This window comes from Sphingomonas melonis, from assembly GCF_013409985.1.
Taxonomy (GTDB): Bacteria; Pseudomonadota; Alphaproteobacteria; order Sphingomonadales; family Sphingomonadaceae; genus Sphingomonas; species Sphingomonas melonis_A.
Genome location: NZ_JACCBY010000010.1, coordinates 1 through 26,075 on the forward strand (window position 1 = coordinate 1; position 26,075 = coordinate 26,075).

General features: G+C 68.1%; 20 protein-coding genes and 4 pseudogenes. 15 read left to right on the top strand and 9 right to left on the bottom strand.

Features of this window, described 5'->3' with window-relative positions; translation table 11 throughout:
- Positions 1-205: 205 nt before the first annotated feature.
- The 6 genes and pseudogenes from HD841_RS19690 to HD841_RS19715 form a co-directional block, all read left to right on the top strand.
- Positions 206-1,086, top strand: a pseudogene (locus HD841_RS19690) (IS3 family transposase); the annotation flags it as partial.
- Positions 1,087-1,186: 100 nt separating this feature from the next.
- The gene (gene tnpA, locus HD841_RS21075) at positions 1,187-1,564 is read left to right on the top strand and encodes an IS66-like element accessory protein TnpA (protein WP_179510611.1); all 378 of its coding nucleotides are present in this window, start codon (positions 1,187-1,189) and stop codon (positions 1,562-1,564) included.
- On the top strand, positions 1,561-1,908 hold the full coding sequence (gene tnpB, locus HD841_RS19700; protein WP_179510612.1) for an IS66 family insertion sequence element accessory protein TnpB: 348 nt from the start codon (positions 1,561-1,563) through the stop codon (positions 1,906-1,908). The genes tnpA and tnpB overlap by 4 nt, the downstream gene beginning before the upstream one ends.
- 112 nt (positions 1,909-2,020) lie before the next feature.
- A complete protein-coding gene (tnpC, locus tag HD841_RS19705; protein WP_179510648.1) occupies positions 2,021-3,454 on the top strand; it encodes an IS66 family transposase in 1,434 nt (477 codons plus the stop codon).
- 29 nt (positions 3,455-3,483) lie between these two features.
- Positions 3,484-3,720 (top strand): annotated as a pseudogene (locus HD841_RS19710) (integrase core domain-containing protein); the annotation flags it as partial.
- Positions 3,721-3,783: 63 nt separating this feature from the next.
- Positions 3,784-4,374: pseudogene (locus tag HD841_RS19715) on the top strand (DDE-type integrase/transposase/recombinase); the annotation flags it as partial.
- A 5-nt stretch (positions 4,375-4,379) separates the two neighbouring features.
- On the opposite strand, the pseudogene pdxY reads toward HD841_RS19715, so the two are convergent.
- From pdxY to HD841_RS19735, 4 genes and pseudogenes are all read right to left on the bottom strand, one after another.
- Positions 4,380-5,156, bottom strand: a pseudogene (gene pdxY, locus HD841_RS19720) (pyridoxal kinase); the annotation flags it as partial.
- A gap of 32 nt (positions 5,157-5,188) precedes the next feature.
- Entirely contained in the window at positions 5,189-5,923 is a 735-nt protein-coding gene (locus HD841_RS19725) for a YggS family pyridoxal phosphate-dependent enzyme (RefSeq protein WP_218845666.1), read from the bottom strand.
- Positions 5,916-7,163, bottom strand: a complete 1,248-nt coding sequence (glyA, locus tag HD841_RS19730; RefSeq protein ID WP_179510614.1) for a serine hydroxymethyltransferase — start codon at positions 7,161-7,163, stop codon at positions 5,916-5,918. The genes HD841_RS19725 and glyA overlap by 8 nt, the downstream gene beginning before the upstream one ends.
- A complete protein-coding gene (locus HD841_RS19735) occupies positions 7,160-7,885 on the bottom strand; it encodes a glutamine amidotransferase (RefSeq protein ID WP_257015832.1) in 726 nt (241 codons plus the stop codon). Before HD841_RS19735 ends, glyA begins: the two co-directional genes overlap by 4 nt.
- Positions 7,886-8,052: 167 nt before the next feature.
- On the opposite strand from HD841_RS19735, the gene pdxR reads away from it, so the two are divergent.
- Positions 8,053-9,501 carry a MocR-like pyridoxine biosynthesis transcription factor PdxR gene (pdxR, locus tag HD841_RS19740; protein WP_179510615.1) on the top strand — a complete coding sequence of 483 codons (1,449 nt, stop codon included), beginning with the start codon at positions 8,053-8,055 and terminating at the stop codon, positions 9,499-9,501.
- Between the two features lie 315 nt (positions 9,502-9,816).
- On the opposite strand, the gene HD841_RS19745 is transcribed toward pdxR, so the two are convergent.
- The 4 genes from HD841_RS19745 to HD841_RS19760 form a co-directional block, all read right to left on the bottom strand.
- Complete coding sequence (locus HD841_RS19745; RefSeq protein WP_179510616.1) at positions 9,817-11,595, bottom strand: cation:proton antiporter domain-containing protein; 1,779 nt, start codon at positions 11,593-11,595, stop codon at positions 9,817-9,819.
- Positions 11,596-11,806: 211 nt separating this feature from the next.
- Positions 11,807-12,280, bottom strand: a complete 474-nt coding sequence (locus HD841_RS19750) for a hypothetical protein (protein WP_218845667.1) — start codon at positions 12,278-12,280, stop codon at positions 11,807-11,809.
- 132 nt (positions 12,281-12,412) lie between these two features.
- The gene (locus HD841_RS19755) at positions 12,413-14,263 is read right to left on the bottom strand and encodes a lytic transglycosylase domain-containing protein (RefSeq protein ID WP_179510617.1); all 1,851 of its coding nucleotides are present in this window, start codon (positions 14,261-14,263) and stop codon (positions 12,413-12,415) included.
- Positions 14,260-15,009, bottom strand: a complete 750-nt coding sequence (locus HD841_RS19760; protein ID WP_179510618.1) for a uracil-DNA glycosylase — start codon at positions 15,007-15,009, stop codon at positions 14,260-14,262. Before HD841_RS19760 ends, HD841_RS19755 begins: the two co-directional genes overlap by 4 nt.
- Before the next feature lie 163 nt (positions 15,010-15,172).
- Between HD841_RS19760 and HD841_RS19765 the strand changes: the two genes are divergently transcribed.
- From HD841_RS19765 to HD841_RS19790, 6 genes are all read left to right on the top strand, one after another.
- Positions 15,173-16,825, top strand: a complete 1,653-nt coding sequence (locus tag HD841_RS19765; protein ID WP_179510619.1) for an electron transfer flavoprotein-ubiquinone oxidoreductase — start codon at positions 15,173-15,175, stop codon at positions 16,823-16,825.
- A 34-nt stretch (positions 16,826-16,859) separates the two neighbouring features.
- Positions 16,860-18,401 carry a hypothetical protein gene (locus tag HD841_RS19770; protein WP_179510620.1) on the top strand — a complete coding sequence of 514 codons (1,542 nt, stop codon included), beginning with the start codon at positions 16,860-16,862 and terminating at the stop codon, positions 18,399-18,401.
- Positions 18,398-19,231: a 4-(cytidine 5'-diphospho)-2-C-methyl-D-erythritol kinase gene (locus tag HD841_RS19775; protein ID WP_179510621.1), complete on the top strand. Its 834-nt coding sequence runs from the start codon at positions 18,398-18,400 to the stop codon at positions 19,229-19,231. The genes HD841_RS19770 and HD841_RS19775 overlap by 4 nt, the downstream gene beginning before the upstream one ends.
- A gap of 182 nt (positions 19,232-19,413) precedes the next feature.
- Positions 19,414-20,487: a recombinase RecA gene (recA, locus tag HD841_RS19780; protein WP_179510622.1), complete on the top strand. Its 1,074-nt coding sequence runs from the start codon at positions 19,414-19,416 to the stop codon at positions 20,485-20,487.
- A 315-nt stretch (positions 20,488-20,802) separates the two neighbouring features.
- A complete protein-coding gene (locus tag HD841_RS19785) occupies positions 20,803-21,630 on the top strand; it encodes a class I SAM-dependent methyltransferase (RefSeq protein WP_179510623.1) in 828 nt (275 codons plus the stop codon).
- Positions 21,627-22,262, top strand: a complete 636-nt coding sequence (locus HD841_RS19790; protein WP_179510624.1) for a glutathione S-transferase family protein — start codon at positions 21,627-21,629, stop codon at positions 22,260-22,262. The genes HD841_RS19785 and HD841_RS19790 overlap by 4 nt, the downstream gene beginning before the upstream one ends.
- 462 nt (positions 22,263-22,724) lie before the next feature.
- Here HD841_RS19790 and HD841_RS19795 read toward each other — a convergent pair whose 3' ends face one another.
- Positions 22,725-24,038 (bottom strand): dicarboxylate/amino acid:cation symporter, encoded by a 1,314-nt coding sequence (locus HD841_RS19795; RefSeq protein WP_179510625.1) that lies wholly within the window; start codon positions 24,036-24,038, stop codon positions 22,725-22,727.
- Positions 24,039-24,111: 73 nt separating this feature from the next.
- Between HD841_RS19795 and HD841_RS19800 the strand changes: the two genes are divergently transcribed.
- Entirely contained in the window at positions 24,112-25,371 is a 1,260-nt protein-coding gene (locus HD841_RS19800; protein ID WP_179510626.1) for a M24 family metallopeptidase, read from the top strand.
- Entirely contained in the window at positions 25,326-26,069 is a 744-nt protein-coding gene (locus HD841_RS19805) for a phytanoyl-CoA dioxygenase family protein (RefSeq protein WP_179510627.1), read from the top strand. Before HD841_RS19800 ends, HD841_RS19805 begins: the two co-directional genes overlap by 46 nt.
- Positions 26,070-26,075 lie beyond the last annotated feature (6 nt).

A 26,075-nucleotide genomic window follows, 5' to 3' on the forward strand; every position in this document is an offset into this window, starting at 1 on the left:
CAGCGGTATCGCCGCAGCCATCGCACCATACCCCGCCTCGCTCGGATAGGGTGCGTCGTCAGGAGAACAAAGGGAGGCAGCCGGCACCCGCCCTCAGCACGTGGTGAAATGACGATCCACAGAGGTGGCTCGGGGAATTTGAACAGCGGGGAAAAGTGGATTGCCGGTCTGACAGCGGCCATGCTGGCCGCGATCAGGAGGCAAGATGAGAAAGCGACCGCGCCGGAACCACAGCCCGGCGTTCAAGGCCAAGGTGGCACTGGCCGCCGTGCGAGGCGAGAAGACGCTGGCCGAGCTGGCGCAGCAGTATGATGTGCATCCAAACCTCATCAACCAGTGGCGGGCGCGGCTGCTGGAGGGTGCGGCGGACGTGTTCGGGGCCGAGCCGGTCACGGCAGAGCCAGCGATCGACGTGACGGTGCTGCATGCGAAGATCGGCGAGCTGACGCTGGCGAACGATTTTTTGGCCGGTGCGCTCGGGAAGGCCGGTCTGTTGCCGAGCGCAAAGCGATGATCGACCGTGGTCACGCGCTGTCGCTGGTCGCCCAGGCGCGGCAGCTCGGCATCAGTCGCGGCAGCATCTACTATTTGCCACGCGCTGTGCCGGACTCTGACCTGGCGGTCATGCGGCGGATCGACGAGTTGCACCTGCTCTATCCGTTCGCGGGCAGCCGGATGCTGCGCGATCTGCTTCGGCAGGAACGTGTTGAGATTGGCCGGCTACACGTCGCGACGCTGATGAAGCGGATGCGGATTGAGGCGATTTACCGCCGGCCGAGCACGTCGAAGCCGGCACCGGGGCACAAGGTCTATCCCTACCTGCTGCGCAAGCTGGCGGTGATCCGGCCGAACCAGGTCTGGGCTACCGACATTACCTATGTGCCCATGGCACGCGGCTTCGTCTACCTCGTTGCCATCGTCGACTGGTTCACCCGGCGTGTGCTGGCGTGGCGGGTGTCGATCTCGCTGGATGCCGGGTTCTGCATCGAGGCGCTGGAGGACGCGCTGGCCCGCTACGGCAAGCCCGCTATCTTCAACAGTGATCAGGGGTCGCAGTTCACCAGCACGGCGTTCACCGCCGTCCTTCACCGCGAGCAGATCGTAAGCGTCCGGTCTTCTCCGCCTTGCTGACGAGGTGATCCGCAAGCCACAGGTGTGACACTGTGGCAGACACCGGTGCGGTATCATGGCGACGCGAATTATCGAGATGGTCGGGACTGAGCCGCGGCGACGGTTCAGCGACGATGATAAGGCACGGATCGTGTCGGAGGCGATGATGCCGGGGGCAAGCGTGCTGGACGTGGCGCGGCGTCACCGGGTGTGCACGTCGCTGGTGTACCGCTGGCGACGCACGCTGCTGCGCGACGGGGTGGCGAGCGAGGCATTGCCGTTGCCCGGGGCGTCGTTCGTGCCAGTCGAGGTGGCAGGCGTGCCGATGGTGCCGCAGCCAGAGTCACTCGGGCCAGGTGTGGTGGAGGTGGTCGGCCGAGCCGGGCAGCGCATCCGCCTGGTGCCTCCCATCGACGCGCGGGTGCTGAAGGCCGTGCTGGCCGGGTTTGCTTGATCGGGCCGCCAAGCGGTGTCCGGGTGTATCTGGCGGCCGGTGTCACAGACATGCGCAAGGGCTTCGACGGGCTGGCCGCGCTGGTACAGCAGCGGCTGCGCCAGGATCCGTTTGGCGGTGCGGTGTACGCCTTCCGGGGCAGGCGCGGTGACCTGGTCAAGCTGCTGTGGTGGGACGGCCAGGGACTGGTGCTCCATGCCAAGCGCCTGGAGCGGGACCGGTTCACCTGGCCAGCGACCGCGGACGGCGTTGCGGTACTGACCCCGGCGCAATTGTCGATGCTACTCGAAGGGGTGGACTGGCGGCATCCGATCCGGTCCTCGCAGCCGACCTTGGCCTGGTAGGAAAGCACGGTTTCCTGCGGCTTTCGCGTGTATCGGCACGGGTGTTCTGGTATAAGCGGGCGTGTCGCCCGATGCCGCCTCGCTGCCCGACGATATCGCCCTTCTGAAGGCCATGCTCGTCGCGGCCGGCGCCGAGCTGGAGCAGTTGCGGATGCAGGTCGCGCGGCTGCGGCGCATGGCGTTCGGCCGTTCGTCGGAGAAGCTGACGCACCAGGCAGACCAGCTGGAACTAGGGTTGGAGGAGTGTGAGGCGGAAGTCGCCACTGCGGCGATGCCGGCGGCCACCCGGACACGGGAAACCGCCAGGCCGTATCGACAGCCGCTGCCCGACCATCTGCCCCGCACCGATGTCGTGCATGAGGCACCGTGCGTCTGCCCCGACTGCGGCGGTGCCATGCGGCGTATGGGCGACGATGTCACCGAGCAGATCGACTATGTCCCTGCCTCGTTCCGGGTCGTGCGCCACGTCCGGCCGCGGCTCAGCTGCCGGTCATGCGAGCGTATCGTGCAGGCGCCGTTGCCGTCCATGCCTATCGAGCGCGGCCGCCCCGGCGCCGGGCTGCTCGCACATGTGCTGGTGTCCAAATACGCCGACCATCTGCCGCTCTACCGCCAGTCGGGCATTTATGCGCGCCAGGGCGTCGACCTTGCCCGCTCCACGCTCGCCGACTGGGTCGGGCGCTCGGCCGCGCTCCTTGATCCGCTGGTCGACGCGCTCGAGCGCCACGTCATGGGCGGTGCGACCCTCCACGCCGACGACACGCCCGTGCCGGTGCTGGCCCCCGGCGCCGGTCGTACGAGGACAGGCCGGCTGTGGACTTATGTGCGTGACGAGCGCGGGGCTGGCGGCGACGCTCCGCCCGCCGTGCTGTTCCGCTACGCGCCCGACCGCAAGGGCGAACGCCCCGCCGGGCATCTTGCCCGGTTCCGGGGCGATCTGCACGCCGATGGTTATGCGGGGTTCGACCGTCTCTATGGCAAGCGCATCGCAGAGGTGGCCTGCTGGGCGCATGTCAGGCGCAAGTTCTTCGACGTCCATGCCGCAACCGGCTCCGCCACGGCCCGCGAGGCGTTGGACCATATCGCTGGCCTCTATGCGGTCGAACAAGACGTGCGTGGTCAGCCTCCTGACGAGCGACGGCACGTGCGCCAGGCGCGGGCCGGACCGCTGCTCGATGCATTCCGCCAGTGGCTCGACGCGACCGGACCGAAGCTGTCCCGGCGCTCCGACCTCGCGGTCGCCATCCGCTATGCGCTCGCCCGCTGGCAGGCGCTGACCCGCTATGCCGACGATGGTCGCCTCGAGATCGACAACAATGCCGCCGAGCGCTCGCTGCGCGGCGTCGCTCTGGGCCGCAAAAACTGGCTGTTCGCCGGCTCCGACAAAGGTGGTCACCGCGCCGCCAGCATCTACAGCCTCGTGGAAACCGCCAGGCTCAACGGCGTCGACCCCGAGGCCTGGCTGGCCGACACCATCAGCCGCATCGCCGACCATCCGGCACGTCGGGTCGCCGAACTCCTGCCGTGGAACTACCGTCCCACCTGAGGTGACGCCTTCACCGGACGCTTACGGCGATCGCCATCAGCATCGACGGGAGGGGCTGCTGGCGCGACAACGTGTTCGTGGAGCGCTTCTGGCGCTCGGTGAAGTACGAGGAGGTCTACCTCAACGCCTACGCTTCGGTCCCCGAGGCCCGTGCCGGCATCGGTCGCTACTTCACGTTCTACAATGCCGTCAGGCCGCACTCCGCGCTTGGAGGTCGTACGCCCGACCAGGCATACTTCGAACAGCCGCTTCTCGCAGCGGCATGATCAACCAGCGGCAATCCACTTATCCAAGCTGCGAGCCTGTGCAGACAAGCCGAACCACCTCTGCGGCAGCGCTTCAAGCGCTACCCGATCGGCTTCTTCCATATAGACATCGCAGAGGTGCAGACCGCCGAAGGCAAGCTTTACCTGTTCGTCGGCATCGATCGCACCAGCAAATTCGCGGTCACGCAGCTGGTCGACAAGGCTGATCGCCGGACAGCATGGGAGTTCCTCGAACACCTGCTGAAGGCCGTGCCGTACCGCATCCACACCATTCTGACGGACAACGGCATCCAGTTCGCCGAGCAGCCTCGTAACCGCAACACCGCCTGGTCGCGCCAAATGCGGTTCGACATGATCTGCGAGGCAAACGAGATCGAGCACCGTCTGGCGAAGCTGAACCATCCGTGGACCAACGGACAGGTCGAACGGATGAACCGGACCATCAAGGAGGCGACCGTCAAACGCTTCCACTACGAGAGCCATGAACAACTGCGGATGCACCTCGCCGACTTCATGGCCGCCTACAATTTCGCCCGCCGGCTCAAGACGCTCAGCGGGCTTACACCCTACGAATACATCGCCAAGATCTGGACGTCAGAGCCAGATCGGTTCATCGTCAATCCGATCCACCAGATGCCGGGACTGAACACCTAGCCGCATCACACCAGACATAATTCTTCCGCCTGTGCATCGCAGGTTTTCTCAAGAATGGCATGGGTTCCTTCGACCGCGTATCGCATTGCATCCGGCAGCGTCGCTCCATTCGCCAGATGCGCGGCCGTAAGCCCGGCGAGCAGATCGCCCGTGCCACAAGGACGGATCGGCAGGCGTGGCGTGGCGACTAGAAGCATGTTGCCCGCGTCGTATGGCCCCGCCTCGCACAGGATTGTCTCGACCTGACCGGATGCCGTGTCGGCGAGCGTGCAGCCGGTGGCAATCACCGCCTGGCAACCGTGGTTGGCAATCTGCTTGCACACGGTACGCAGATCGCCGACATCACGCGCCTCATGGGCGGTCAGATATTCCAGCTCGAACGGGTTTGGGGTGATGAGCAAGGCCAGCAGCACGAGCTGGTCGCGGAACACTTCCGCGATGCCGTCGGCCACGAACACGCCGAGATCATCGTCGCCCATCACTGGATCACAGAGATAGATGAGGCGCGGGTTGCGTTTTCTGGCATCCGCCACGAAATCCGTGACCCAGTGCGCGATCTCGGGCGAGCCGAGATAGCCGGTGATGAGCACCGTGGCGCGCTCGACCAATCCACGCTCCTTCACGCCACGCAGGAGATCATCGACCAGGCCGTCGTCGAGAATTCGGCCTCGCATCGTCGGATAATGCGGGTGGTTGGACAGGAGCGCGGTCGGAACCGCCGCGACCGTCACGGCCGCGGCCTGCATCGGGTAGACGGCGGCGCTGTTGCCGACATGGCCATGAACAACCTGGCTTTAGATCGAAATCACCAGCATCACGCCGTCCCCGCAGCACCGGGCCAGTAGTGGGAATCGGGCAGCGGCCGGGGACCGAACACCGCCTGTCCGACACGCACGATGGTCGCGCCTTCCTCGATCGCCCAGCGATAATCGCCGGACATACCCATCGATAGATCGGCGAGCGCATCGCCGCGCGGCGCGTCCTGTCGCGCCTGGTCGCGAACGTCGCGCAGCAAACGGAAGCAGCGCCGCACCTCGGTTTCGTCGGGCGTGAAGGTGGCGAGCGTCATGAAGCCTTTTGGGCGGAGGGCGTCGAACGCCGCCAGCTCCTTCAGAAAGACTGGCACTTCCCGGGGGGCAAGGCCGAACTTGCTGGCTTCGCCGGAGGTGTTGACCTGGACCAGCACATCGAGTCCGCGCCCCAGAAGCTGGAGCCGCCTCTCCAGCGCCACCGCCAACGACAGACGGTCGAGCGACTGTACCTCATCGGCGAAATGTAGCACCTCCTTGACCTTGTTGCTCTGGAGATGGCCGATCATCGACCAGCGAACCGACTCACCGGCCAGCGCCTTTGCCGTGCGACCGCCTTCCTGCACCTTGTTTTCGCCCAAGTCGGTCTGACCCGCGCTTACCGCTTCGAGGATGCGAGGCGGTTCGATGGTTTTTGTCACTAGGACAAGGCGGATCGCATTGGGGGGGCGGCCGGATCGCACCGCCGCATCGGCGATCCGTCCGCGAACGAGGTTGAGATTGGCGACGACCTCAGACATGGCCGGCATCTCCGAGCGGCCAGCGATCGGTCAGACTGCGGACCCGGCTCTGAATCGATGGGTCCGCAGAGCGCCCCTCGCGCAGCGCCCGCAGACCATTAAGGATCAGATCGCCGACCTCCCGGAAGGCGGCCTCATCGAACCCGCGCGACGTTGCCGCCGGCGTGCCGAGCCGCAATCCGGAGGTAATGGTCGGCGGGAGTGGATCGAAGGGAATCGCATTCTTGTTGGCGGTCAGCCCATGATGGTCCAGCGCCTCAACGGCGGCCTTGCCGGTCAGGTCGAACGATCGCAGATCGACGAGCAGGATATGGCAATCTGTGCCGCCGGTCACGAGCCGAAGGCCGCCATTGGTCAACGTCTGTCCCAGCGCCTTCGCGTTGGCGATGACGGTGTTCGCATAGTCGCGAAATGCCGGTTGCAAGGCTTCGTGAAAAGCCGCTGCCTTGCCCGCGATGACATGCATCAGCGGGCCGCCTTGCGTTCCGGGGAACACCGCTTTGTCGATCTTCTTCGCGAGCGTCGGATCGTCCGTAAGGATCAGGCCACCGCGCGGGCCGCGCAGCGTCTTGTGCGTGGTCGAGGTGACGACATGGGCATGCGGCAGCGGATTGGGGTAGAGGCCCGCCGCGATCAGCCCGGCATAATGAGCAACATCGGCGACCAGCCATGCGCCGATCGAATCGGCGATCATCCGCATCCGCGCGAAATCGATCTCGCGCGGATAGGCCGAGCCACCAGCGAAGATCAGTTTTGGTCGCTCCTCATGGACCTGGCGTTCCAGCGCGTCATAGTCGATCCGTTCGTCCTCGGGACGAACCTTATAGGCGGAGACTGCGAACCATCGGCCCGACAGGCTGACCGGCGCGCCGTGGGTGAGATGACCGCCGCAGGCGAGATCAAGCCCCATGATCCGATCACCCGGATTGAGCAGCGCGAACAGGACGGCGATATTGGCGTTGGCCCCGCTATGGGGCTGGACATTGGCATGTGCCGCGCCAAACAGTCGGCAGGCGCGGTCGATCGCCAGTTGCTCGACCCTGTCGACCGCCGCGCAGCCGCCATAATAGCGCCGCCCCGGATAGCTCTCGGCATATTTGTTCGTGAGGATCGAGCCTTGCGCGGCGCGAACGGCGGCGCTGACGAAATTCTCCGAGGCGATCAACTCGATATGTGCGTGCTGCCGTTCGGCCTCCTGCGCGATGGCGAGACTGAGATCCGTGTCTAACGTCCCCGTCATGCCCGCACCCCTTGCAGCCATTCGGTCAACAACCGGCGCGCGGCATCCCGCAAGGCCGGGCCGAAGCGCGCGGCATCCTCGCGCAGGGCGACGAGATCGATCTGCGCTCCGCCAAGCTCGCTGGCATGGCCGACCAGCCAGCGCTCGATTCCGGCACAGGCGTCGACTTCGGGGTGAAATTGCAAGCCGAGCACATGGCTGCCGAGCGCAAAGCCCTGCGTGGCGCAAGCCGGCGTGGTCGCCAGCGACGCTGCCCCTTCAGGAATCTGAAAGGCATCGCCATGCCAGTGCAGCACGGCAACGCCCTCCAGATGCCGGAGCGGCGATGCCCGTCCGGCTTCGGTCAAGCTCAGTTCCGAGAAGCCGATCTCCTTGCTGCCGGTCGGCGCGACCTCTGCGCCCAGCACTGACGCGATCAGTTGCGCCCCGAGGCAGATACCGAGCGTCGGGCCGTTTCCCTCTAGCCGGGCTTCGAGGATGTGCTTCTCGTCGGCGAGGAAGAGATAGGCGTCGGCCTCATGGAGTCCGACCGGACCACCCAGCACGATCAACAGATCGGGCAGCAAAGGATCGAGTGTCCAAAGCTCGTGGACACCGACATCGTAATAATGGATGCGATATCCGGCGGCGGTCAGCACCGCCTCGAATGTACCCAAATCCTCGAAATGCACGTGCCGGATGGCGACGGCGGTCTTCAGCATGGCGGGCGCGCCTTTGGCCATATCGGTCTTCCTTCTGATGCCGTGTCAGGCGAAGTGGCGGCGGCTCGCGTGAAGCAAATGCGACCGACAATACTTTCAACGCCGCGATTGCCGCCGTCCTCTCACCATGCAATAGAGGGCGTCCGGCCTAGCATGAAGTGCCGGTTCCTGAATTTGGCATAGGCCGGATGGGCAAGCGTGCGGACATCAGCATCGAACTGCCGGAGAAGGGCGCGCAGCCGGTCTTTCTCGCCATCGCCGCGTCCATTGTGGGCGAGATCGAACGCGGACGTCTGAAACCGGGGGATGCGCTGCCCGGAACGCGGGCCATGGCGGGCAAGCTCAAGGTCCATCGCAACACGGTGGACGCTGCCTTCCACGAGCTGACCATGCAGGGCTGGCTGGTGGCTAGGCCCTCACGCGGCACCTTCGTCGCCCAAGACCTGCCCGGGGCGCCGAAATCCCCGCCCAAGATACCGCACCGTAACCCTGTGCGCGGGGCGACCGGCACCACGCCGCCACCAGCCCTCCATATAACGGACGGCGCCGCGGATCCCCGCCTCATGCCGCGCACCGAGCTGACGCGGGCTTTCCGACGTGCGCTCTTGTCTCCAGGTTTTCTGGAGCAGGCGAGCTATGGCGATCCGCGCGGTGCGTTTGCGCTGCGGACGGCGCTAACGGACTATCTCGTCGCAGAACGCGGCGTGACAGCAGCGCCCGAAGACCTGATCGTGACGCGGGGCAGCCAGATGGGCCTGTTTCTCGCCGCCGCCGCGATCCTCGTCCCCGGCGAAACGATCGCGGTCGAGGAGCCTGGTTATCCGCTTGCCTGGGCGGCGTTCCGCGCCGCCGGCGCGCGCGTGATCGGCGTCCGCGTCGATGGGCAGGGGATCGACGTCGACCGGCTGGCGGAGATCGCCGCGCGCGAACCCAGCCTGAAGGCCGTCTACGTCACACCGCACCACCAGTATCCGACCACGGTGACGCTCGGCGCCGGACGGCGCCTCAAGCTCCTCGATCTGGCCCGCCGCCACGCACTCACTCTTATTGAAGACGATTACGATCATGAATATCGTTTCGAAGGGCGGCCGGTATTGCCGCTGGCCACACGCGCCGGGCCGGACCTTCCTGTTATTTATCTCGGCTCACTGTCCAAGCTGCTCGCGCCCGCCGTCCGCCTCGGCTACGTCGTAGCACCACCGGAAGTCCTCCGGCGGATGACTAACCGGCGAGAAGCGATTGATCGCCAGGGCGACCTCCCGCTCGAACAGGCGCTCGCAAGCCTGATCGCGGACGGCGACCTGCGTCGCCACACCCGCAAGGCCCGGCGCGTCTATGCCGGACGCCGCGATCTGCTGGCCGCGGAAATCAGCCGAACGTTGGGGGAGGCTGTCACCTTCGACCTGCCGGCCGGCGGCCTCGCGATCTGGCTGCGCCTGCGTGCGGGCTTGAGCGCGGAAACATGGGCGGCCAACGCAGCGCGTTCCGGTCTTTCCATCATGCCGGCCCTGCGATTTGCGCTTGATGGAGCGCACGCCCCCGAAGCGTTCCGGATCGGCTATGCGAATTTGGATGAAAGCGAATTGAAGCGAGCGATTTCGCTGCTGGCGCAGACGAGGCCAAAGTCTGCAGGATAAACTCCCGACGCTCCCTTTCCCACGTTAGTGCCAGAATCCAACGCACTACGTCGCAGCATGGAAAAGCAATTTGAGATGGTCGCCTGCCCCGCAGCCACCGGCGGTGGTCGATCTCCAACACATGCGCGATCCCCCCATATCATCCGCCGATCGTCTAACTGCCGGGCACCGAGCTAGTCTGCGAAGATGCGGCTAGATCAGCGTCTACGTCTCAATCCGATAACCAGAACAGCGCCATGCCTCCCTCTTCCTGATTCACTCGATCAATAATTCAGGAAAATTATTATCCCTCAAGATGCTGATTGGATTTGGACCTTAGAGCGCTTCCCCCAGCCGCCGCACCCGGCGTATGCGCGGTTCGCGGTCGATTTCCGCCGCGGCGCGGATCGATTGGCGCAGTTCGTCGCGCTTTTCGTGGATCGAGGCGATTACCGGTCCCATCGCTACGCCGAGGTCGACCAGCACCGCTTCCGACAATTGCAGCGAGCTTTCCAGCGTCTCGGGCACCGCGTCGGTGACGCCGGCGCGGTAGAGTTCGGCGGCGTGGTGCGGATCGCGCGCCCGCGCGATGATCGGCAGGTCGGGCGCGAGCGCGCGCATCCGCCGGGTCAGCTGCACGGTCAGCACCGGATCGTCCATCGTCAGGATCAGCGCGCGGGCGCGGGCGAGGTCGAGCCGGTCGACCCAGTCGCCGCGCGCGATATCGCCGAACAGCACCGGGTGGCCGCTGCGTCGCGCCTCGGCGACGGCGTCGATATCCGCCTCGACCGCGATATAGCGCTGGTTGTGCACCGCGAGCAGATCCGCGACCATCCGCCCGACACGGCCGAAGCCGATCACCACCGCGCCCGGCCCTTCGCCGAGATCGTCGACCGGCAGGCCGTCGCCGGGGGTGAAGCGGTCGATACCGCGCGACAGCCGCTGCCCCGCCTTGGCGAGCAGCGGCGTGATCGTCAGCCCGATCGCGGTCACCGTCTGCCAGAAGGCGGCGGTCGACGGCAGGATCAGCTGGGCCTGCGCCGCGGTGGCGAGCACGATCAGCGTCGTCTCCGACGGGCTGCCCATCAGCAGGCCGGTCTCGGCGGCGATCCCGCGCCCGGTCTGCGCGACGCGCAGCAGCAGATAGGTGACGACCGCCTTCACGCCGACCACCGCCACCACCGCGCCGAGCAGCGCCGGCCAGTTCGCCAGCACCTCGCGCAGATTGACGCTCATGCCGACGGTGATCAGGAACACGCCGAGCGCCAGGCCCTTGAAGGGCGCGGTGATCACCTCGACCTCGGTATGATATTCGGTCTCGGCGATCAGCAGCCCGGCGAGCAGCGCGCCGACGATCGGCGACAGGCCGGCGGCGGTGGTCGCGACGCTGGCGGTGATGACGACGAGCAGCGAGGCGGCGAGGAACAGCTCGGGGCTCTTGGTGCGCGCCGCCTGCGCGAACAGCCGCGGCAGCACCAGCCGGCCGCCGAGATACATGACGACGACCGTCGCCAGCCCGCGCAGCGCGACCCCGGCGATGCCGACCCAGCCGTCGGGGCTGGCGGTCGGCGCCATCGCACCGAGCGCGAAGATGATCGGGACGAGCGCCAGATCCTCGAACAGCAGCATCGCGAAGGCGGCGCGGCCGACCGGGCTGGTCGTGCCGACGAGCGGCAGCACCAATGCGGTCGAGGACAGCGCGAGCGCGAGGCCGAGGCCGGCGGCGCCGCCCCAATCCTGGCCGAGCAGGTGCACCGCGACCGCGATCAGCACCGCCGAGCCGATCAGCTCGGCCGGGCCGGTGCCGAACACCTGCGCGCGCATCGCCCACAGTCGCTTGAACGACAGTTCGAGCCCGATCGAGAACAGCAGCAGCACGATGCCGAATTCGGCGAACGGCTCGATCGAATGCGGGTTGGAGATGGTGACGTAATACAGCCACGGCGCGCGGTCGGTCAGCGCTCCGAGCGCGTCCGGCCCGACCAGCATGCCGACGAGGATGAAGCCGATGATCGGGCTGACGCGAAACCGCGCGAAGGCGGGGATCACCAGCCCCGCCGCCCCCAGGATCACCAGCGCATCGCTGAAGCCTGCATTGTCCAGTCCGATTGCCATAAGGAGATTGTAGAGGGACCGACGGGCAAAAGTCAGCCCATGAATGGTCGGGGGATCGGGCTGATGAAAAGCGGGTCGCAGGGCGCCGTCAGCGGACGGCCGATCGCTTGTGGCGGCTTGGGTGCGTGGATGCCCGCACCGGGTGAAGTCGGAACGCCCGGCTCTCAGCGCGCGAGGGCGGATAGCGGCTCAGGCACGGACGGAGGTCGCCTTAGGATGGATTTTCGGGTGTAAGGGAGAGAACGACTTCCTCCCCGAAGATCGTCCCTTCCATACCGTAGCTGGTATCGAAACTGACCTCGAAGTCCCCCGCACGTGGTCCTACACACGTGTTGGATATCTTCCGGTCTTCGGCAATCCGCCTGATGCCCAGCTGGGATATGATGGATTGCGCGTCCCCTCGCAGGAGCAGGCCGCTGACCTTTCCGATCGCGATCGTCACCTGCGCATGTCGATCAAGGATGAAGTACCCGCGCTCATCCACTTCACTTGTCATTCTGAAAGCGTCGATTTTGATCGTCGCGGTCCCATTGCTGATGGTGAGGTCAGCCAGATGAGCATCATGGAAGGACGGCATGAAGCCGAACCAGTCGATGATTGCCGCACCGCCCGGCAAGGACGCGAACAACTCCGGTTCGGTCTGCCAGAAGACTTCGTCGATCGGACCCATGGCAAAGTATACCATCGATCCTTGCTATCGATCAACGCCCGCCCCGTACGACGGAACCGGCACGGCGGAACGACGGGAGGTGTGCCCGCCGGACGCCCGCCGTCGGCGGCACCATAGATCACCAGCCCCCGACCGATTCGGTCCCCGTCAGTTGGCGGTGACGGTGCGCGACTGCGGGCTGACGCTGCCGTTGACCGCGATCGCACTGTTGCTCGGCCGGCCGGCGATCCGCACCGCGGCGGCGCCGGGCAGGCCGGGGAAGCGCGGCCACAGGCCCTGCGCCAGCGCGGAGCGGCTGACCGACGCCTTGCGGCCGCTCTGCGCCTCGTACATCCAGTAATTGCGCAGCACCGTCGTCACATAGCCGCGCGTCTCCCAATAGGGGATGCTCTCGATGTAGAGCAGGGGGTCGCCATTGTCGTGGACCAGCGCGTTCCAGTCGCCGACCGGGCGCGGCCCGGCGTTATAGGCGGCGATCACCTTGGGCAGCAGGCCGCCGGTCACGCCCGCCATGTCGCGCAGCCGCTCCAGATGACGCTGGCCGATGTCCATGTTGGTAGCGGGCTTGGTCAGCGCCGCCTTGTCGAGCGGCAGGCCGCGCTCGCGCGAATAATCGGTCGCGGCGGCGGGCATGATCTGCATCAGGCCATACGCGCCGGCGGGGCTGACCACCTTGTTGCGGAAGCCGCTCTCCTCGAGCGTGTGGGCATAGACCAGCGCCTTGTCGATCCGCCAGCCGCTCGACGGAGTCCAGTTCGGCGTCGGATAGCGCGCCTCGGCGGTGGCGACGACGCCCTGCGGGCAATTGTGCGCCAGCCAGACGGTGGTCGCGGGCAGGCTCAGCGCCTCGGTGACGCGCACCAGGCTGCCGAATTCGGAGGGGTCGCCGATCCGCGCCTGCTGGCGCACGACGGTGTCGGCGAGGTCGGTCTCGCCGATCTCGGCGAGCGCGGCGGCGACGCGGATGTTCGGCCGCTTGTCGAGCCGCGCCCAGTCGGCGGCGACGACCTGCGTCGACGGCTTGCCCTTGTCCTTGATCAGCAGCGCCTGGCGCGACAGCTGGCCGTAGAAGCTCTCCGAGAATTGCGCGGCGGATTGCAGCCGCGCCTGCACCTTGTCGGGCCGGCCGCAGACCATGTCGGCGCGCGACGTCCAGTAGAGCGCGGCGGCGCGCAGGTCGACGTCGGTCGCGCGCGCGGCGACGCCCTCGAAGCCGCTTTCCGCCGCGGCGCAGTCGTTCTGCCGCCAGGCCGCCAGCGCGCCGGTCCAGCGGCCCTGCACCGCCCAGTCGCCATAGCCCGCTGCCGCCTTCGCCGCCATCGCGCGGGTGTTGATGTCGTCGCCGGTCAGGAAATACATCCAGGCGACCTTGGCCTGCCATTCGGTCTGCGCCTCGGGGGTGAGGCCGGGCATCGATTCGAGCAGCGCCTGCGCCTCCGCGCCCATGTCGCCCTTGACGAAGGGCTGCATCTTGATCGCGAGGTCGGCGGCGATCTCGTCGCTGCGCGTCGCCTTGGCGCGGACGCGGCGCGGGGCGCCGTCCTGCCAGATCAGCCGCTGCGCCTGCGGCAGCGGCGGCAGCTCGGTGGCGCCGCGCGCGCGGGCGAGGCGGGCGAGCGATTCGGCCTCGGGCAGTTCGGGTGCTTCGTTGAGCAGCGCGACCAGCGGCTCCATCTCGACCCGCGGCGAGCCCTTGGCGGTGAACAGCTCGGCGCGCGCGATCGCGTGGAGCGGGCCGGGCTTCATCGCGTCGAGCCCGAGCTGCGCGTCCTGCCATTTGCCGTCGCGGATCGCCTGGAACACCGCGCGATAGCCCTCGCGCTGCGCCGGATCGAGCTGGTCGGGGATGCGGTCGGCGACCGCGCCGGGGCCGGGCAGCCGGGCGTCGCCGGCCGGTGCGGCAGGCTCCGCGGACACGTCGGGCGAGACGGGCGTGGCGGCATGCGCGGCGGCGGGCAGCGCGACCAGCGCCAGGGTCAGCGCGAGCGTGCGGGTCATGCGGGCAGGTTTCCCATCAGCAATTGCAGATCCTTCCAGGCCTCCGCCTTCGCCACGGGCTTCTCGAGCAGGAAGCGCGGGTGAAAGCTGGCGACGACCCCGGTCTCTCCGCTTCTATGGTTAAATGAATGCAAAGACCCGCGCGTCCCCGGCATTTCCGCCCCCAGAATGGCACGGCTCGCCGCATTGCCCAGCAGCAGCAGCCGTTTCGGCGCGACGAGGCCGATGTGATGCTTCGAAATGTCGGACAGCCGCGCCTCGGTGTCGCGCGGCATGCGACCGGCGACCGGCCGCTTGGCGCAGACCGCGGCGAGGTGGACGGTCTCGCGCGACAGGCCGATCGCGGCGAGCATCCGGTCGAACAGCGCCCCGGCGGCGCCGCTCAGCAGTGTGCCGGCGTCGCCATCGTCCTTGTCGGGGCAATCGACCAGCACCATGATCGCCGCGTCGGGCGGGCCGCTCGCCGCGATCGACACGCCGCGCCATTCGACCTCCGGCGCGGCATCGCCCATCCGCCACGCGATGAAATCGGCGAGCTGGTCGGGCATCGTCGCGGCTGCGGGCACCGCCGGCGCCGCTGCGGCCGAGGCGGCGGCGGCCGCCGCAAAGGCGGCGGGCGCGGGCATCGGCTGGCTCAGCCAGTCGCGCGGGGCGTCGTCGACGAGCGTGTCGACGCCCGCCTCCTGCCACCAGTCGAGCGCGCTGCCCACGCTGCTCATCCAGTCGATATGCTGATCGGCCCCCACGATATTCCTTTTTGTTACCGTATCCCTTCTCCAGGTTGACGTTTGCGTCAACTTGTCCGATCGCGGTTCGGAGACGAGACGTTGTCGGCCCGCGCCTGGACGCTTTTCAAGCCGTCGACAACCGCAAGCACGATGCACCGCGGATGGTGCCGGGAGTGGAATGATGTCGGAACGCGAATCGATGCCCTACGACGTGGTGATCGTCGGCGCCGGCCCGGCGGGCCTGTCGGCGGCGATCCGCTTCAAACAGGTCGCGGCCGAACAGGGCGCGGACCTGTCGGTCTGCGTGTTGGAGAAGGGGTCGGAGGTCGGCGCGCACATCCTGTCGGGGGCGGTGATCGACCCGCGCAGCCTCGACGAACTGCTGCCCGACTGGCGCGAGGATTGCCCGCTCGCCGAGGTGCCGGTGACCGAGAACCTCCATTGGGTGCTGACGCCCAAGAAGAAGACGGTGCTGCCGCATCTGTGGACGCCGCCGTTCCTGCACAACAAGGGCACCTATACCGGCAGCCTCGGCAATCTGTGCCGCTGGCTCGCCGGCAAGGCCGAGGAACTGGGCGTCGAGATCTTCCCCGGCTTCGCCGCGGCGGAGATCCTGTTCGACGAGCAGGGCGGAGTGAAGGGCGTCGCCACGGGCGACATGGGTGTCGCGCGTGATGGCACGCACAAGCCCGACTATACGCCCGGCCTCGAACTGCACGCCAAATACACCTTCTTCGCCGAAGGCTGTCGTGGTCACCTGACCAAGGAGGTGATCCGCACCTTCGACCTCGCCAGGGACGCGCAGCCGCAGGTCTATGGCCTCGGCGTCAAGGAATTGTGGGACATCGATCCGGCGCTGCACAAGCCCGGCCGCGTGATCCACACGCAGGGCTGGCCGCTCGGCGACGACGCCAATGGCGGCGGCTGGCTCTACCATCAGGCCAATGGCCAGGTCAGCCTCGGCTTCGTCACCTGGCTCAACTATACCAACCCCTATCTGTCGCCGTTCCAGGAGATGCAGAAGTGGAAGACGCATCCTGAGATCGCGGCGCTGCTCAAGGGCGGCAAGCGCGTCTCCTACGGTGCGCGCGCGATCAGCGACGGCGGGTTGCAGTCGATCCCCAAGCTGGTCTTCCCGGGCGGCGCGCTGATCGGCGACAGCGCCGGCTTCCTCAACGTGCCCCGGATCAAGGGCACGCATACCGCGATGAAGAGCGGCATGATGGCCGCAGAGGCCGCCGCCGCCGCGATCCTGTCGCAGCGCCAGCACGACGAACTCACCGCCTATCCCGAGGCGTTCGAGGCGAGCTGGGTCAGGAAGGAGCTGTCGATCGTCCGCAACGTCGTGCCGCTGGTCAAGAAGTTCGGCGACTTCCTGGGTTCGGGCCTGGCCGGCGTGACGATGTGGCTCGAGCATTTCGGCCTGAAGATGCCGTTCACGATGAAGCATCATCCCGATCACGAGAGCCTGTGGCGCAAGGACATGGTCAAGCCGCCGGTCTATCCCAAGCCCGACGGCGTGCTGACCTTCGACCGCCTGTCCTCGGTGTTCCTGTCGAACACCAACCACGAGGAGGACCAGCCGGTCCATCTGACGCTAAAGGACCCGAACGTGCCCGTCGAATACGACCTGCCGCTCTACGACGAGCCCGCGCAACGCTATTGCCCGGCCGGCGTTTACGAGATCGTGGGCCAGGAGACCGGCGATCCCAAGTTCGTGATCAACGCGCAGAACTGCGTCCACTGCAAGACGTGCGACATCAAGGACCCGACCCAGAACATCAACTGGGTGGTGCCGGAGGGTGGTGGAGGCCCCAATTATCCCAACATGTAAACGCCTGTTCCTCGCGTCGCTGGTGAGCCTCGGCGTGAGCGTTCCCGCGGCGGCCGATACCGGCCACCTCGCCGATTACCTCAAGGCGGGCGCTGCCGATGCCGACGGCCGCGTCGATCTCGCGATCGCCGGCTATTCACGTGCGCTCGCCGGCGCGCCGGCCAGCCGCGCGGTCGCGCTGCGCGCCTATCGCGAGGCGCTGGCGGCGGGCGATGTCGCGCTCGCCACCCGCGCCGCGGCGGTGCTGCGCGGCAGCCCCGGTGCGCCGATCGAGCTGCCGCTGCTGCCGCTGTCGGTCGCCGCGGCCAGGCAGGATATCGCCGGCGCCACCGCCGCGACTGACGCGCTCGCCACGACGCCGCTGGCGGTGCTGGTGCCGTCGCTGCGCGCCTGGATCGCCTTCGCGCAGGGGGGCGATCCCGCGCCGCAGATCGCCAGGGCGGGCAAGGACCCCGTCACCCAGCGGCTCACCGCCGAAACCGCGGCGCTGCTCCAGATCGCGCGCGGCGAGACCGCGCAGGGGCTAGCCACCGTCCAGGCGCTCCGCGCGACCGGTTCGCCGATCGACCTGCGCCTGTCCGCCGGCCAGTTGCTGTTCGGCCGCGGCGACACCGAGCAGGCGCGTACGCTGCTCGCCGGTGCCGACCCGGTGTTCGCGGCATTGCGCGCTGGCGATGCGGCGCAGCCGACGCTCGGCTTCGGCGTGTCGCGGCTGCTCGGCCGCATCGCCGGCGACCTGTCGGATCAGGAGGCGAACGACCTGTCGATCGCGCTCGCCCGCACCGCGGTGATCGCCAATCCCGCCAACGATCGTGTGCGCCTGCTGCTCGCCGGCGCGCTCGCCAGGGACGGTGCGGTGTCGCGCGCGCTGGCGACGCTCGACGGCATCCCGGCGACCAGCCCCTATGCCTCGACCGCGGCGGCGACGCGGATCAGCATCCTCACCGCCGCCGGCCGCGCCGACGACGCGCTGGCGCTCGCCCGCCGCGGTGCCGAGCGGCCGGGGGCGGGGGAGAGCGACTGGCAGGCCTATGCCGATCAGCTCACCGCGATGAACCGGCATCGCGAGGCGGCGGGCTGGTATCGCCGCGTCGTCGATGCCGATCCGACCGCGTGGAGCGCATGGCTGCAATATGGCGGCGCGCTCGAACAGGCGGGGGACTGGCCGGCGGGGCGCGTCGCCTTGCAGAAGGCGGTGGCGATCGCGCCACGCGAACCGCTCGCGCTCAACTATCTCGGTTACGCGCAGGCCGAGCGCGGCGTCGACGTGCCGCAGTCGATCGCGATGCTCGAACGCGCGCATGCGTTGAAGCCGGAGGATGCCTCGATCGCCGACTCCTTGGGCTGGGCCTATTATCTCGGCGGCGACCTCGTGCGCGCGCAGCCGCTGATCGAGCGGGCGGCGGCGGGCGATCCGATCAATGCCGAGATCGGCGAGCATCTCGGCGATCTCTACTGGACGCGTGGCCGCCGCTACGAGGCGCGTTACGCATGGCGCGCCGCGGCGCTGACCGCATCCGCCGCCGATGCGACGCGGCTCGCCGCCAAGGCGGTGCAGGGGCTGCCACGCCGATGATCGTCGAGCCCGCCCCCGCCAAGATCAACCTCGCGCTCCACGTCCGCCATCGCCGGCCAGACGGCTATCACGCGCTGGAGACGCTGTTCGTCTTCGCGGCGGACGGCGACAGCGTCACCTTGGTCCCCGACGCGGTCGACCGGTTCGCGATCACCGGGCCGTTCGCGGCGGCGCTTGCCGGCGCGCCGGAGGCGGACAATCTGGTGATCCGCGCCGCCCACGCCTTCCGCGACGGCTTCGGCATAGCCCAGCCGCATGCGATCACGCTCGACAAGCATCTGCCGATCGCCTCCGGCATCGGCGGCGGCTCGGCCGATGCGGCGGCGACGCTGCGCGCTCTCGCCAAGCTCCACGCCATCGCGCCGGACGATCCGCGCCTGTTCGTCATCGCCGAAGCGCTGGGCGCCGACGTCCCCGCTTGCCTGCTCGGCCGCGCGACGCTCGGCACCGGCAAGGGCGAGGCGCTGCTGCCGGTCGATGGCTTGGCCGGCACCCCGCTGCTGCTGGTCAACCCCGGCATCGCAGTGAGCACCGCCGCGGTGTTCGCGCGCTGGGACGGCGTCGATCGCGGCGGCATCGCCACCGACGGCGATCTGCTCGCGCGCGCGCTGGCGGGGCGCAACGATCTCCAGCCGCCGGCGCTCGCGATCGCGCCGGTGATCGCCGAGGTGCTGGCGCTGCTCGACGCTGCGACGGGCGTCCGGCTTGCGCGGATGTCGGGCAGCGGCGCGACGTGCTTCGCGCTGTTCGATAGCATCGACGCACGCGATGCCGCGAGCGAAAGGGCGTCCGCCCGAGGCTGGTGGACGCTGGCCACGACGCTGACCTGACGGGGCAGGGCGCCATCTGCGTTCTCGGCGACGGGTGACCCGAGGAACGATACGCCACGCCGACATCCAAAAGCCGCTCGCTATCTTTCCGTTCCCCTCTTGTTCCAAGGGAACAAAGGCCGTACATAGCAAAACAGACGCGTTGCCCTGGTGACGCGCTTGCTCTAGCGAGGAACCTCCCGATGGCCGCCAATCTGAAAGTGATCGACACCGGCATGGCAACCGCAAACACCGACCGGCAGAAGGCGCTCGACGCCGCGCTGGCGCAGATCGACCGCGCCTTCGGCAAGGGCTCGGCGATGAAGCTCGGCGCGAAACAGTCGATGGAGGTCGAGACGATCTCGACCGGCTCGCTCGGTCTCGATATCGCGCTCGGCGTCGGCGGCCTGCCGCGCGGCCGCGTGATCGAGGTCTATGGCCCCGAATCCTCGGGCAAGACGACGCTCGCGCTGCACGTCATCGCCGAGGCGCAGAAGGGTGGCGGCACCGCTGCCTTCGTCGACGCCGAACATGCGCTCGATCCCGTCTATGCCAAGAAGCTCGGCGTCAACATCGACGAACTTATCGTGTCGCAGCCCGACACCGGCGAACAGGCGCTCGAAATCGTCGACACGCTGGTGCGCTCGAACGCGATCGACGTGCTGGTGGTCGATTCGGTCGCGGCGCTCGTGCCGCGCGCGGAAATCGAGGGCGAGATGGGCGACAGCCACGTCGGCCTGCAGGCGCGGCTGATGTCGCAGTCGCTGCGCAAGCTGACCGGTTCGATCAGCCGCTCGCGCTGCATGGTGATCTTCATCAACCAGCTGCGCATGAAGATCGGCGTGATGTACGGCAACCCGGAGACGACGACGGGCGGCAACGCGCTGAAATTCTACGCCTCGGTCCGTCTCGACATCCGCCGCACCGGCGCGATCAAGGATAAGGAAGAGGTCACCGGCAACGCCACGCGCGTCAAGGTCGTCAAGAACAAGGTCGCGCCGCCGTTCAAGCAGGTCGAATTCGACATCATGTACGGCGAGGGCATCTCCAAGATCGGCGAGATCCTCGATCTCGGCGTGAAGGCGGGGCTGGTCGAGAAATCGGGCGCGTGGTTCAGCTACGACAGCGTCCGCATCGGTCAGGGCCGCGAGAATTCGAAGACCTATCTGCGCGAACATCCTGAAATGGCCGACCGTCTCGAAAAGGCGATCCGCCAGCGCACCGAGAAGGTTGCCGAAGAGATGATGGCCGGCCCGGAAGCCGACGACGACATCTGATGCCGGCTCATCCGCTCAGGATGGACGAGGGGCTCGCCGGCAACGGCGGGCCCCTTTCGGTTGGAGCGGTTTTGAAGTCGACGTACTCCCGACTTTGGTACCGTCCGCGTGGCGGGCAGGGGCGGCCGCGCGACTTGCGCCCAGCCGCCCGATCCTCCCACAAGGCCGTCCGCCCGCGACGTCCCGGCAAAACCGTGTCATGAGGGGGCGACCATGACGGCGGGCGCACGCTCGCATCCGAGCGTTGGCCGTTGGCGGCACCGATGCCACCTGTAACCGGGCGCCCGATCATGCCACTTGTCCGGAGGACCACCGTTGACGACCACCAGTGACTGGACCGGCCGCGTCGGCACCGTCTGGGCGGAGGAGTGGCGCCGCACCGACCGGGCCTTCGCCGCGCTCGCCCCGCACCTTGACGCCGCGATCCGCGCCGCCGCAGCCCCCGGTCCGATCACCGCGCTCGACATCGGCTGCGGCGCTGGCGGCACCGCCGCGGCGCTGGCCGCCGCCCGCCCCGATGCCCGCGTCATCGGCGCCGACCTCTCGCCCGACCTGATCGCCGTTGCCCGCACCCGCCACGCGGCACTGGCCAATCTCGCCTTCCATCACGGCGATGCGCTCGCCGTCGCCGCCGATCACGCGCCGCTCGACCTGCTGGTCTCGCGCCACGGCGTCATGTTCTTCACCGACCCCGTCGCCGCCTTCGTCCGGCTCCGCGCCGCGACGCGGCCGGGCGGCCATATCGTCTTCACCTGCTTCGCGCCGGTCGACGACAATCGCTGGGCGACGCTGATCACCCCCGCGACGCCGCGCGCGTCCTATGCGCCCGGCCCTTTCGCCTTCGCCGATCCCGATGCGACCGCCGCGAGCCTCACTGCCGCCGGCTGGGGGAACGCGACCCCAACGCTGGTCCGCTTCGCCTATCGCGTCGGCGCGGGCGACGACCCCGTCGCAGATGCGGCCGACTTCCTCACCCGCATCGGCCCCGCCGCCTCGCGCCTGCGCGATGCCGCTGCCGCGGATCGCCCGGCGCTCGCCGCCCGGCTGCGCGCGGCGCTGGCGGCGCAACGAAATGGCCGCGTCGTGGATTTTCCCGCTGCGGCATGGGTATGGACCGCACGCGCGACAGGGGAGAGACCATGATCATCGTCCACCATCTCGAGAACAGCCGCTCGCAGCGCATCCTGTGGATGCTCGAGGAGCTGGGCCTCGACTATCAGGTGAAGCGCTACCAGCGCGATCCCAAGACGATGCTGGCGCCGCCCGAGTTGAAGCGCGTCCACCCGCTCGGCAAGTCGCCGGTGATCGAGGACCTCGACGCCGATGGGGGCCGGGTGATCGCCGAGACCGGGGCGATCGTCGAATATCTCGTCGAGAAGGCCGATGGCCGGCTCGGGCCTCCGGCGCACCGCGACTCGGCGCTGCGCTATCGCTTCTGGCTCCATTATGCCGAAGGCTCGATGATGCCGCCGCTGCTGCTCAAGCTGGTGCTCAGCCGCATCCCGCTGATGGGCAAGCCCGCGATCAAGCGCATCCAGCCGATGATCGACGTCCACCTCGACTATGTCGAAGCGGAGCTGGCGCAGCGCCCGTGGTTCGCCGGCGAGGTGATGACCGCCGCCGACATCATGATGAGCTTCCCGATCGAGGCGGCGCGCAGCCGCGCCGGCCTCGACGCCTCGCGCCCCGCGACGATCGCCTGGCTGGAGAAGGTCCACGCGCTGCCGGCCTATCAGGCGGCATTGGAGAAGGGCGGCCGCTACGCCTACGCCTGACGCCCCGGCACCCCCGCGGGACGCCGGGGTGCCGGGGGGGAGGAATGAGGAGACCAGGCGGGACTCGACATTCAGGCTTTGGAGCAAACTCCTCCCCGTCAGGGCAGGGCGATTGCATATGGCTGGGGTGGCGAGGTTCGATCGGCATCCTCATCATAGCCGTCACCCCGGACTCGTTCCGGGGTCCACCGTACCGCAGGAGAATGGTGTCAAATCAGGCCCTTCTCCCCGCCGCAGGGTGGTCCCCGGAACGAGTCCGGGGTGACGGGTGGGGTTGGAAGGCGATCGGCTCAAACAAACGTTCCTATGCGATAGCCCAGCCCGCCGGGGGAGGTGGCGCGGCGAAGCCGTGACGGAGGGGAGGACACGGAACGAACGTGTCACTTACCTCCCCCTCCGTCATGCCTTCGGCATGCCACCTCCCCCTGGCGGGGGAGGAATGGGGCTGGATGCCTATCCGGCCTAGTGGCGGAAGCTGGTCGCCGCGGGTGCCGCCGGCCCCTCAGCGACGACGGGATCGATCGTCGCGGGCTCGCGCGGGTCGAACCCGCCTTCCCATTTCGCCACCACCGAGGCGGCGACGGCATTGCCGATCACGTTGGTCGCGGTGCGGCCCATGTCGAGGAAATGGTCGATGGCGAGGATCAGCAGCAGGCCCGCTTCGGGGATCTTGAACACCGGCAGCACCGCGGCGATGACGACCAGGCTGGCGCGCGGCACGCCGGCGATCCCCTTGGACGAGATCATCAGGAACAGCAGCATCGCGATCTGCGTGCCGATCGGCAGATCGATGCCATAGGCCTGGGCGATGAACAGCGACGCGAAGGTCATGTAGATCATCGAGCCGTCGAGGTTGAACGAATAGCCGAGCGGCAGCACGAAGCTGGCGATCCGCGGCGGCACCCCGAACTTGTCGAGCGCCTCCAGCATCCGCGGATAGGCGGCCTCCGACGAGGCGGTGGTGAAGGCGACGAGCAGCGGCTCGCGGACATAGCCGATTAGCTCGCGGATGCGCGGCCCGATGAACAGGAAGCCGATGCCGAGCAGGATCGCCCACAGGCACAGCAGCGCGAGGTAGAAGCTGCCCATGAAGAAGGCGAGCTGGCCGATCACCCCCGGGCCGCGTTCGGTCAGCGTCGCGGCGACCGCGCAGAACACCGCGAGCGGCGCGACCCGCATGACATAATCGGTGATCCGCAGCATCACCGCGACCAGCCCGTCGATCGCACGCGTCAGCGGCGCCGCGCGCTCGCCGACCGCGGTGATCGCGACGCCGACGAAGATCGAGAAGACGACGATCTGGAGGATCTCGTTGGTCGCCATCGCCTCGACCATCGAGGCGGGGACGATATGCGTGATGAATTTGTCGAGGCTGAATGCGGCGGTGGCGATGCCGGCATCGGCGTCGACCGGCGGCAGCGGCAGGTTGATGCCGACGCCGGGCCGGATCACATTGACCAGGATGAGGCCGAGGCCGAGCGACAGCAGGCTGGCCGAGACGAACCAGCCGATCGCCTTGGCGCCGACCCGGCCCAGCGCCGCGGTGTCGCCCATCTGGGTGATGCCGCTGACCAGGGTGGCGAAGACGAGCGGCGCGATGATCATCTTGATCAGCCGCAGGAAGATCGTCGTGCCGATCGCGAAATAGCCGGCGACCGCCTTCAGCCGCGCCGCCGCGTCCGGCGAGCCGTCGTCGAGCCAGGCGTTGAGCGCCAGCCCCACCACGACGCCAAGCAACAGGCCGATCACGATAAACAAGGTCAGCCGTTTGGCCATGCACGAAAACTCCCGGATTCGCCGTTAGGGAAGGGGATTGCGGCCTCCGGGTCAAGCGCCGTATCGCTGGACGATGGTTGTCATGCCCTCGCGCCGCTCGTTCCTCGCCGCCGCCGCGGCGGTGCCGCTCCTGTCGTCGGGGCTGCTGCGCGCCGCCGAGCCGGACCTGTCGTCGCTGCGCGACATCACCGCCGGTGCGGCGCCGATCGGCCGCGAGGAGCGCGCCCGCCGGCTGGCGCGGGCGCAGGCGCTGATGGTGGCGAACGGGCTCGGCGCGGTGCTGATCGAGCCGGGGTCGTCGATGCTCTATTTCACCGGCGTCCGCTGGGGCCGCAGCGAACGGCCGACGCTGGCGATCCTGCCGCGCGAGGGCGAGCCGCTGATCGTCACGCCGTTTTTCGAAGAGCCCTCGGTCCGCCAGACGCTCAGCGTGCCCGCCGAGGTGCGGGTGTGGCAGGAGGACGGCAATGCGCTCGCGGTCGTGGCGGCGTGGCTCAGGGAGCGCCGTCTCGACCGGCTGCCGATCGGCGTGGAGGAGACGACGCGCGTCTTCATCCCGACCGATCTTGCCCGCTTCGCCCCCGACGCGCGGCAGGTGAGCGCCAATCCGGTGGTCCGCGGCTGCCGGATGATCAAGACGCCGGCCGAATTCGCGCTGATGCAGGCGGCGACCGAGGTCACGCTCGCCGCCTATCGCTGGCTCGCGCCGCGGATCGAGGCGGGGATGACCGGCAGCGAGATCGGCGCGCTGATGAACGCCGCGACGACGAAACTCGGCGGCGATCCCGAATTCGCGCTGGCGCTGATCGGCCCCGCCGCGGCGCTGCCGCACGGCAGTCGCGAGGTGCATCGCATCACGCCGGGCGCCATCCTGCTGATGGACTGCGGCTGCACCGTGCAGGGCTATCAGTCGGACATCTCGCGCACCTGGGTGCCGCAGGGCCGCGCCAGCACCGCGCAACGCACGGTCTGGGATCAGGCCGCACGCGGTCAGCAGGTCGCGCTCGCTGCGGCGAAGATCGGCGTTACCGCCGGCAGCGTCGACGATGCGGTGCGGCGCTTCTACGCCGGCCTCGGCTATGGCCCCGACTACAGGCTCCCCGGCCTGTCGCATCGCACCGGCCACGGCATCGGCATGGACGGCCATGAGCCGGTCAACCTGGTCCGCGGCGAGACGACGCGGCTGGCGCCTGGCATGTGCTTCTCGAACGAGCCCGGCCTCTATCTGCCCGGCCGGTTCGGGGTGCGGCTGGAGGATTGCTTCCACATGACGTCGGACGGCCCCAGATGGTTCAGCACGCCGCCCAGCTCGATCGACGCGCCGCTGGCGTGAAGGCGGCGCTGGCCGAGGTCGGGTTCGTCCGCTGGCCGGGGCGGATCGACGACGCCGGTCTTGGCGAGCTGGAAAGGCTGTTCGAAGGGCTGGCGACCGATCGGCCGGGATCGCGGATCGATCCGGCGACATGCACTGCGCTGGGCGCCTATCGTGCGATCCTGCCCGATGTGCGCGCTCTGCTCGGGCCAGCGGCGCGACCCGTGCGCGCGCTGCTGTTCGACAAGCGCGATGGTGTCAATTGGGCGCTCGGATGGCATCAGGATCGGACGATTGAGGTTGCCGAGCGTCGCGACGTGCCGGGTTTCAGCCGCTGGACCGTCAAGCAGGGCCGCTTGCACGTTGCGCCACCGATCGCGCTGCTCGAAACGATGCTGACCATCCGCATCCACCTCGATCCCGTCACGGCCGACAATGCGCCTTTGTGTGTCGCACCAGGCTCGCACCGACTCGGCTATATCGCGGAAGAGGCCATCGACGGCGTCGTTGCCGCCTGTGGCGACGCGCTCTGCTTGGCGGAGACCGGAACAATCTGGGTCTACGCGACGCCCATCCTCCACGGCTCTGCCCGTTCGGCAGCGGGTTTGCGTCGGCGCGTGCTTCAGATGGACATTGCGGCATGCGACCTGCCGGGCGGCTTGCGATGGGCGGCGGATGCGGAACGAACGGCGCTTGAGGGCGGGCCGTCTCTCGCCTAAGTCGCT

Bases quoted from the DNA above. Each gene is read 5' to 3' on its own strand.
- HD841_RS19805 (WP_179510627.1), top strand. From the start codon at position 25,326: ATGGTTCAGCACGCCGCCCAGCTCGATCGACGCGCCGCTGGCGTGAAG.
- HD841_RS19755 (WP_179510617.1), bottom strand. From the start codon at position 14,263: ATGACCCGCACGCTCGCGCTGACCCTGGCGCTGGTCGCGCTGCCCGCC.
- tnpA (WP_179510611.1), top strand. From the start codon at position 1,187: ATGGCGACGCGAATTATCGAGATGGTCGGGACTGAGCCGCGGCGACGG.
- HD841_RS19800 (WP_179510626.1), top strand. From the start codon at position 24,112: ATGGTTGTCATGCCCTCGCGCCGCTCGTTCCTCGCCGCCGCCGCGGCG.
- glyA (WP_179510614.1), bottom strand. From the start codon at position 7,163: ATGACGGGGACGTTAGACACGGATCTCAGTCTCGCCATCGCGCAGGAG.
- HD841_RS19725 (WP_218845666.1), bottom strand. From the start codon at position 5,923: ATGTCTGAGGTCGTCGCCAATCTCAACCTCGTTCGCGGACGGATCGCC.
- pdxR (WP_179510615.1), top strand. From the start codon at position 8,053: ATGGGCAAGCGTGCGGACATCAGCATCGAACTGCCGGAGAAGGGCGCG.
- recA (WP_179510622.1), top strand. From the start codon at position 19,414: ATGGCCGCCAATCTGAAAGTGATCGACACCGGCATGGCAACCGCAAAC.
- tnpC (WP_179510648.1), top strand. From the start codon at position 2,021: ATGCTCGTCGCGGCCGGCGCCGAGCTGGAGCAGTTGCGGATGCAGGTC.
- HD841_RS19795 (WP_179510625.1), bottom strand. From the start codon at position 24,038: ATGGCCAAACGGCTGACCTTGTTTATCGTGATCGGCCTGTTGCTTGGC.
- HD841_RS19775 (WP_179510621.1), top strand. From the start codon at position 18,398: ATGATCGTCGAGCCCGCCCCCGCCAAGATCAACCTCGCGCTCCACGTC.
- HD841_RS19750 (WP_218845667.1), bottom strand. From the start codon at position 12,280: ATGGTATACTTTGCCATGGGTCCGATCGACGAAGTCTTCTGGCAGACC.
- HD841_RS19745 (WP_179510616.1), bottom strand. From the start codon at position 11,595: ATGGCAATCGGACTGGACAATGCAGGCTTCAGCGATGCGCTGGTGATC.
- HD841_RS19765 (WP_179510619.1), top strand. From the start codon at position 15,173: ATGTCGGAACGCGAATCGATGCCCTACGACGTGGTGATCGTCGGCGCC.
- HD841_RS19735 (WP_257015832.1), bottom strand. From the start codon at position 7,885: ATGGCCAAAGGCGCGCCCGCCATGCTGAAGACCGCCGTCGCCATCCGG.
- HD841_RS19790 (WP_179510624.1), top strand. From the start codon at position 21,627: ATGATCATCGTCCACCATCTCGAGAACAGCCGCTCGCAGCGCATCCTG.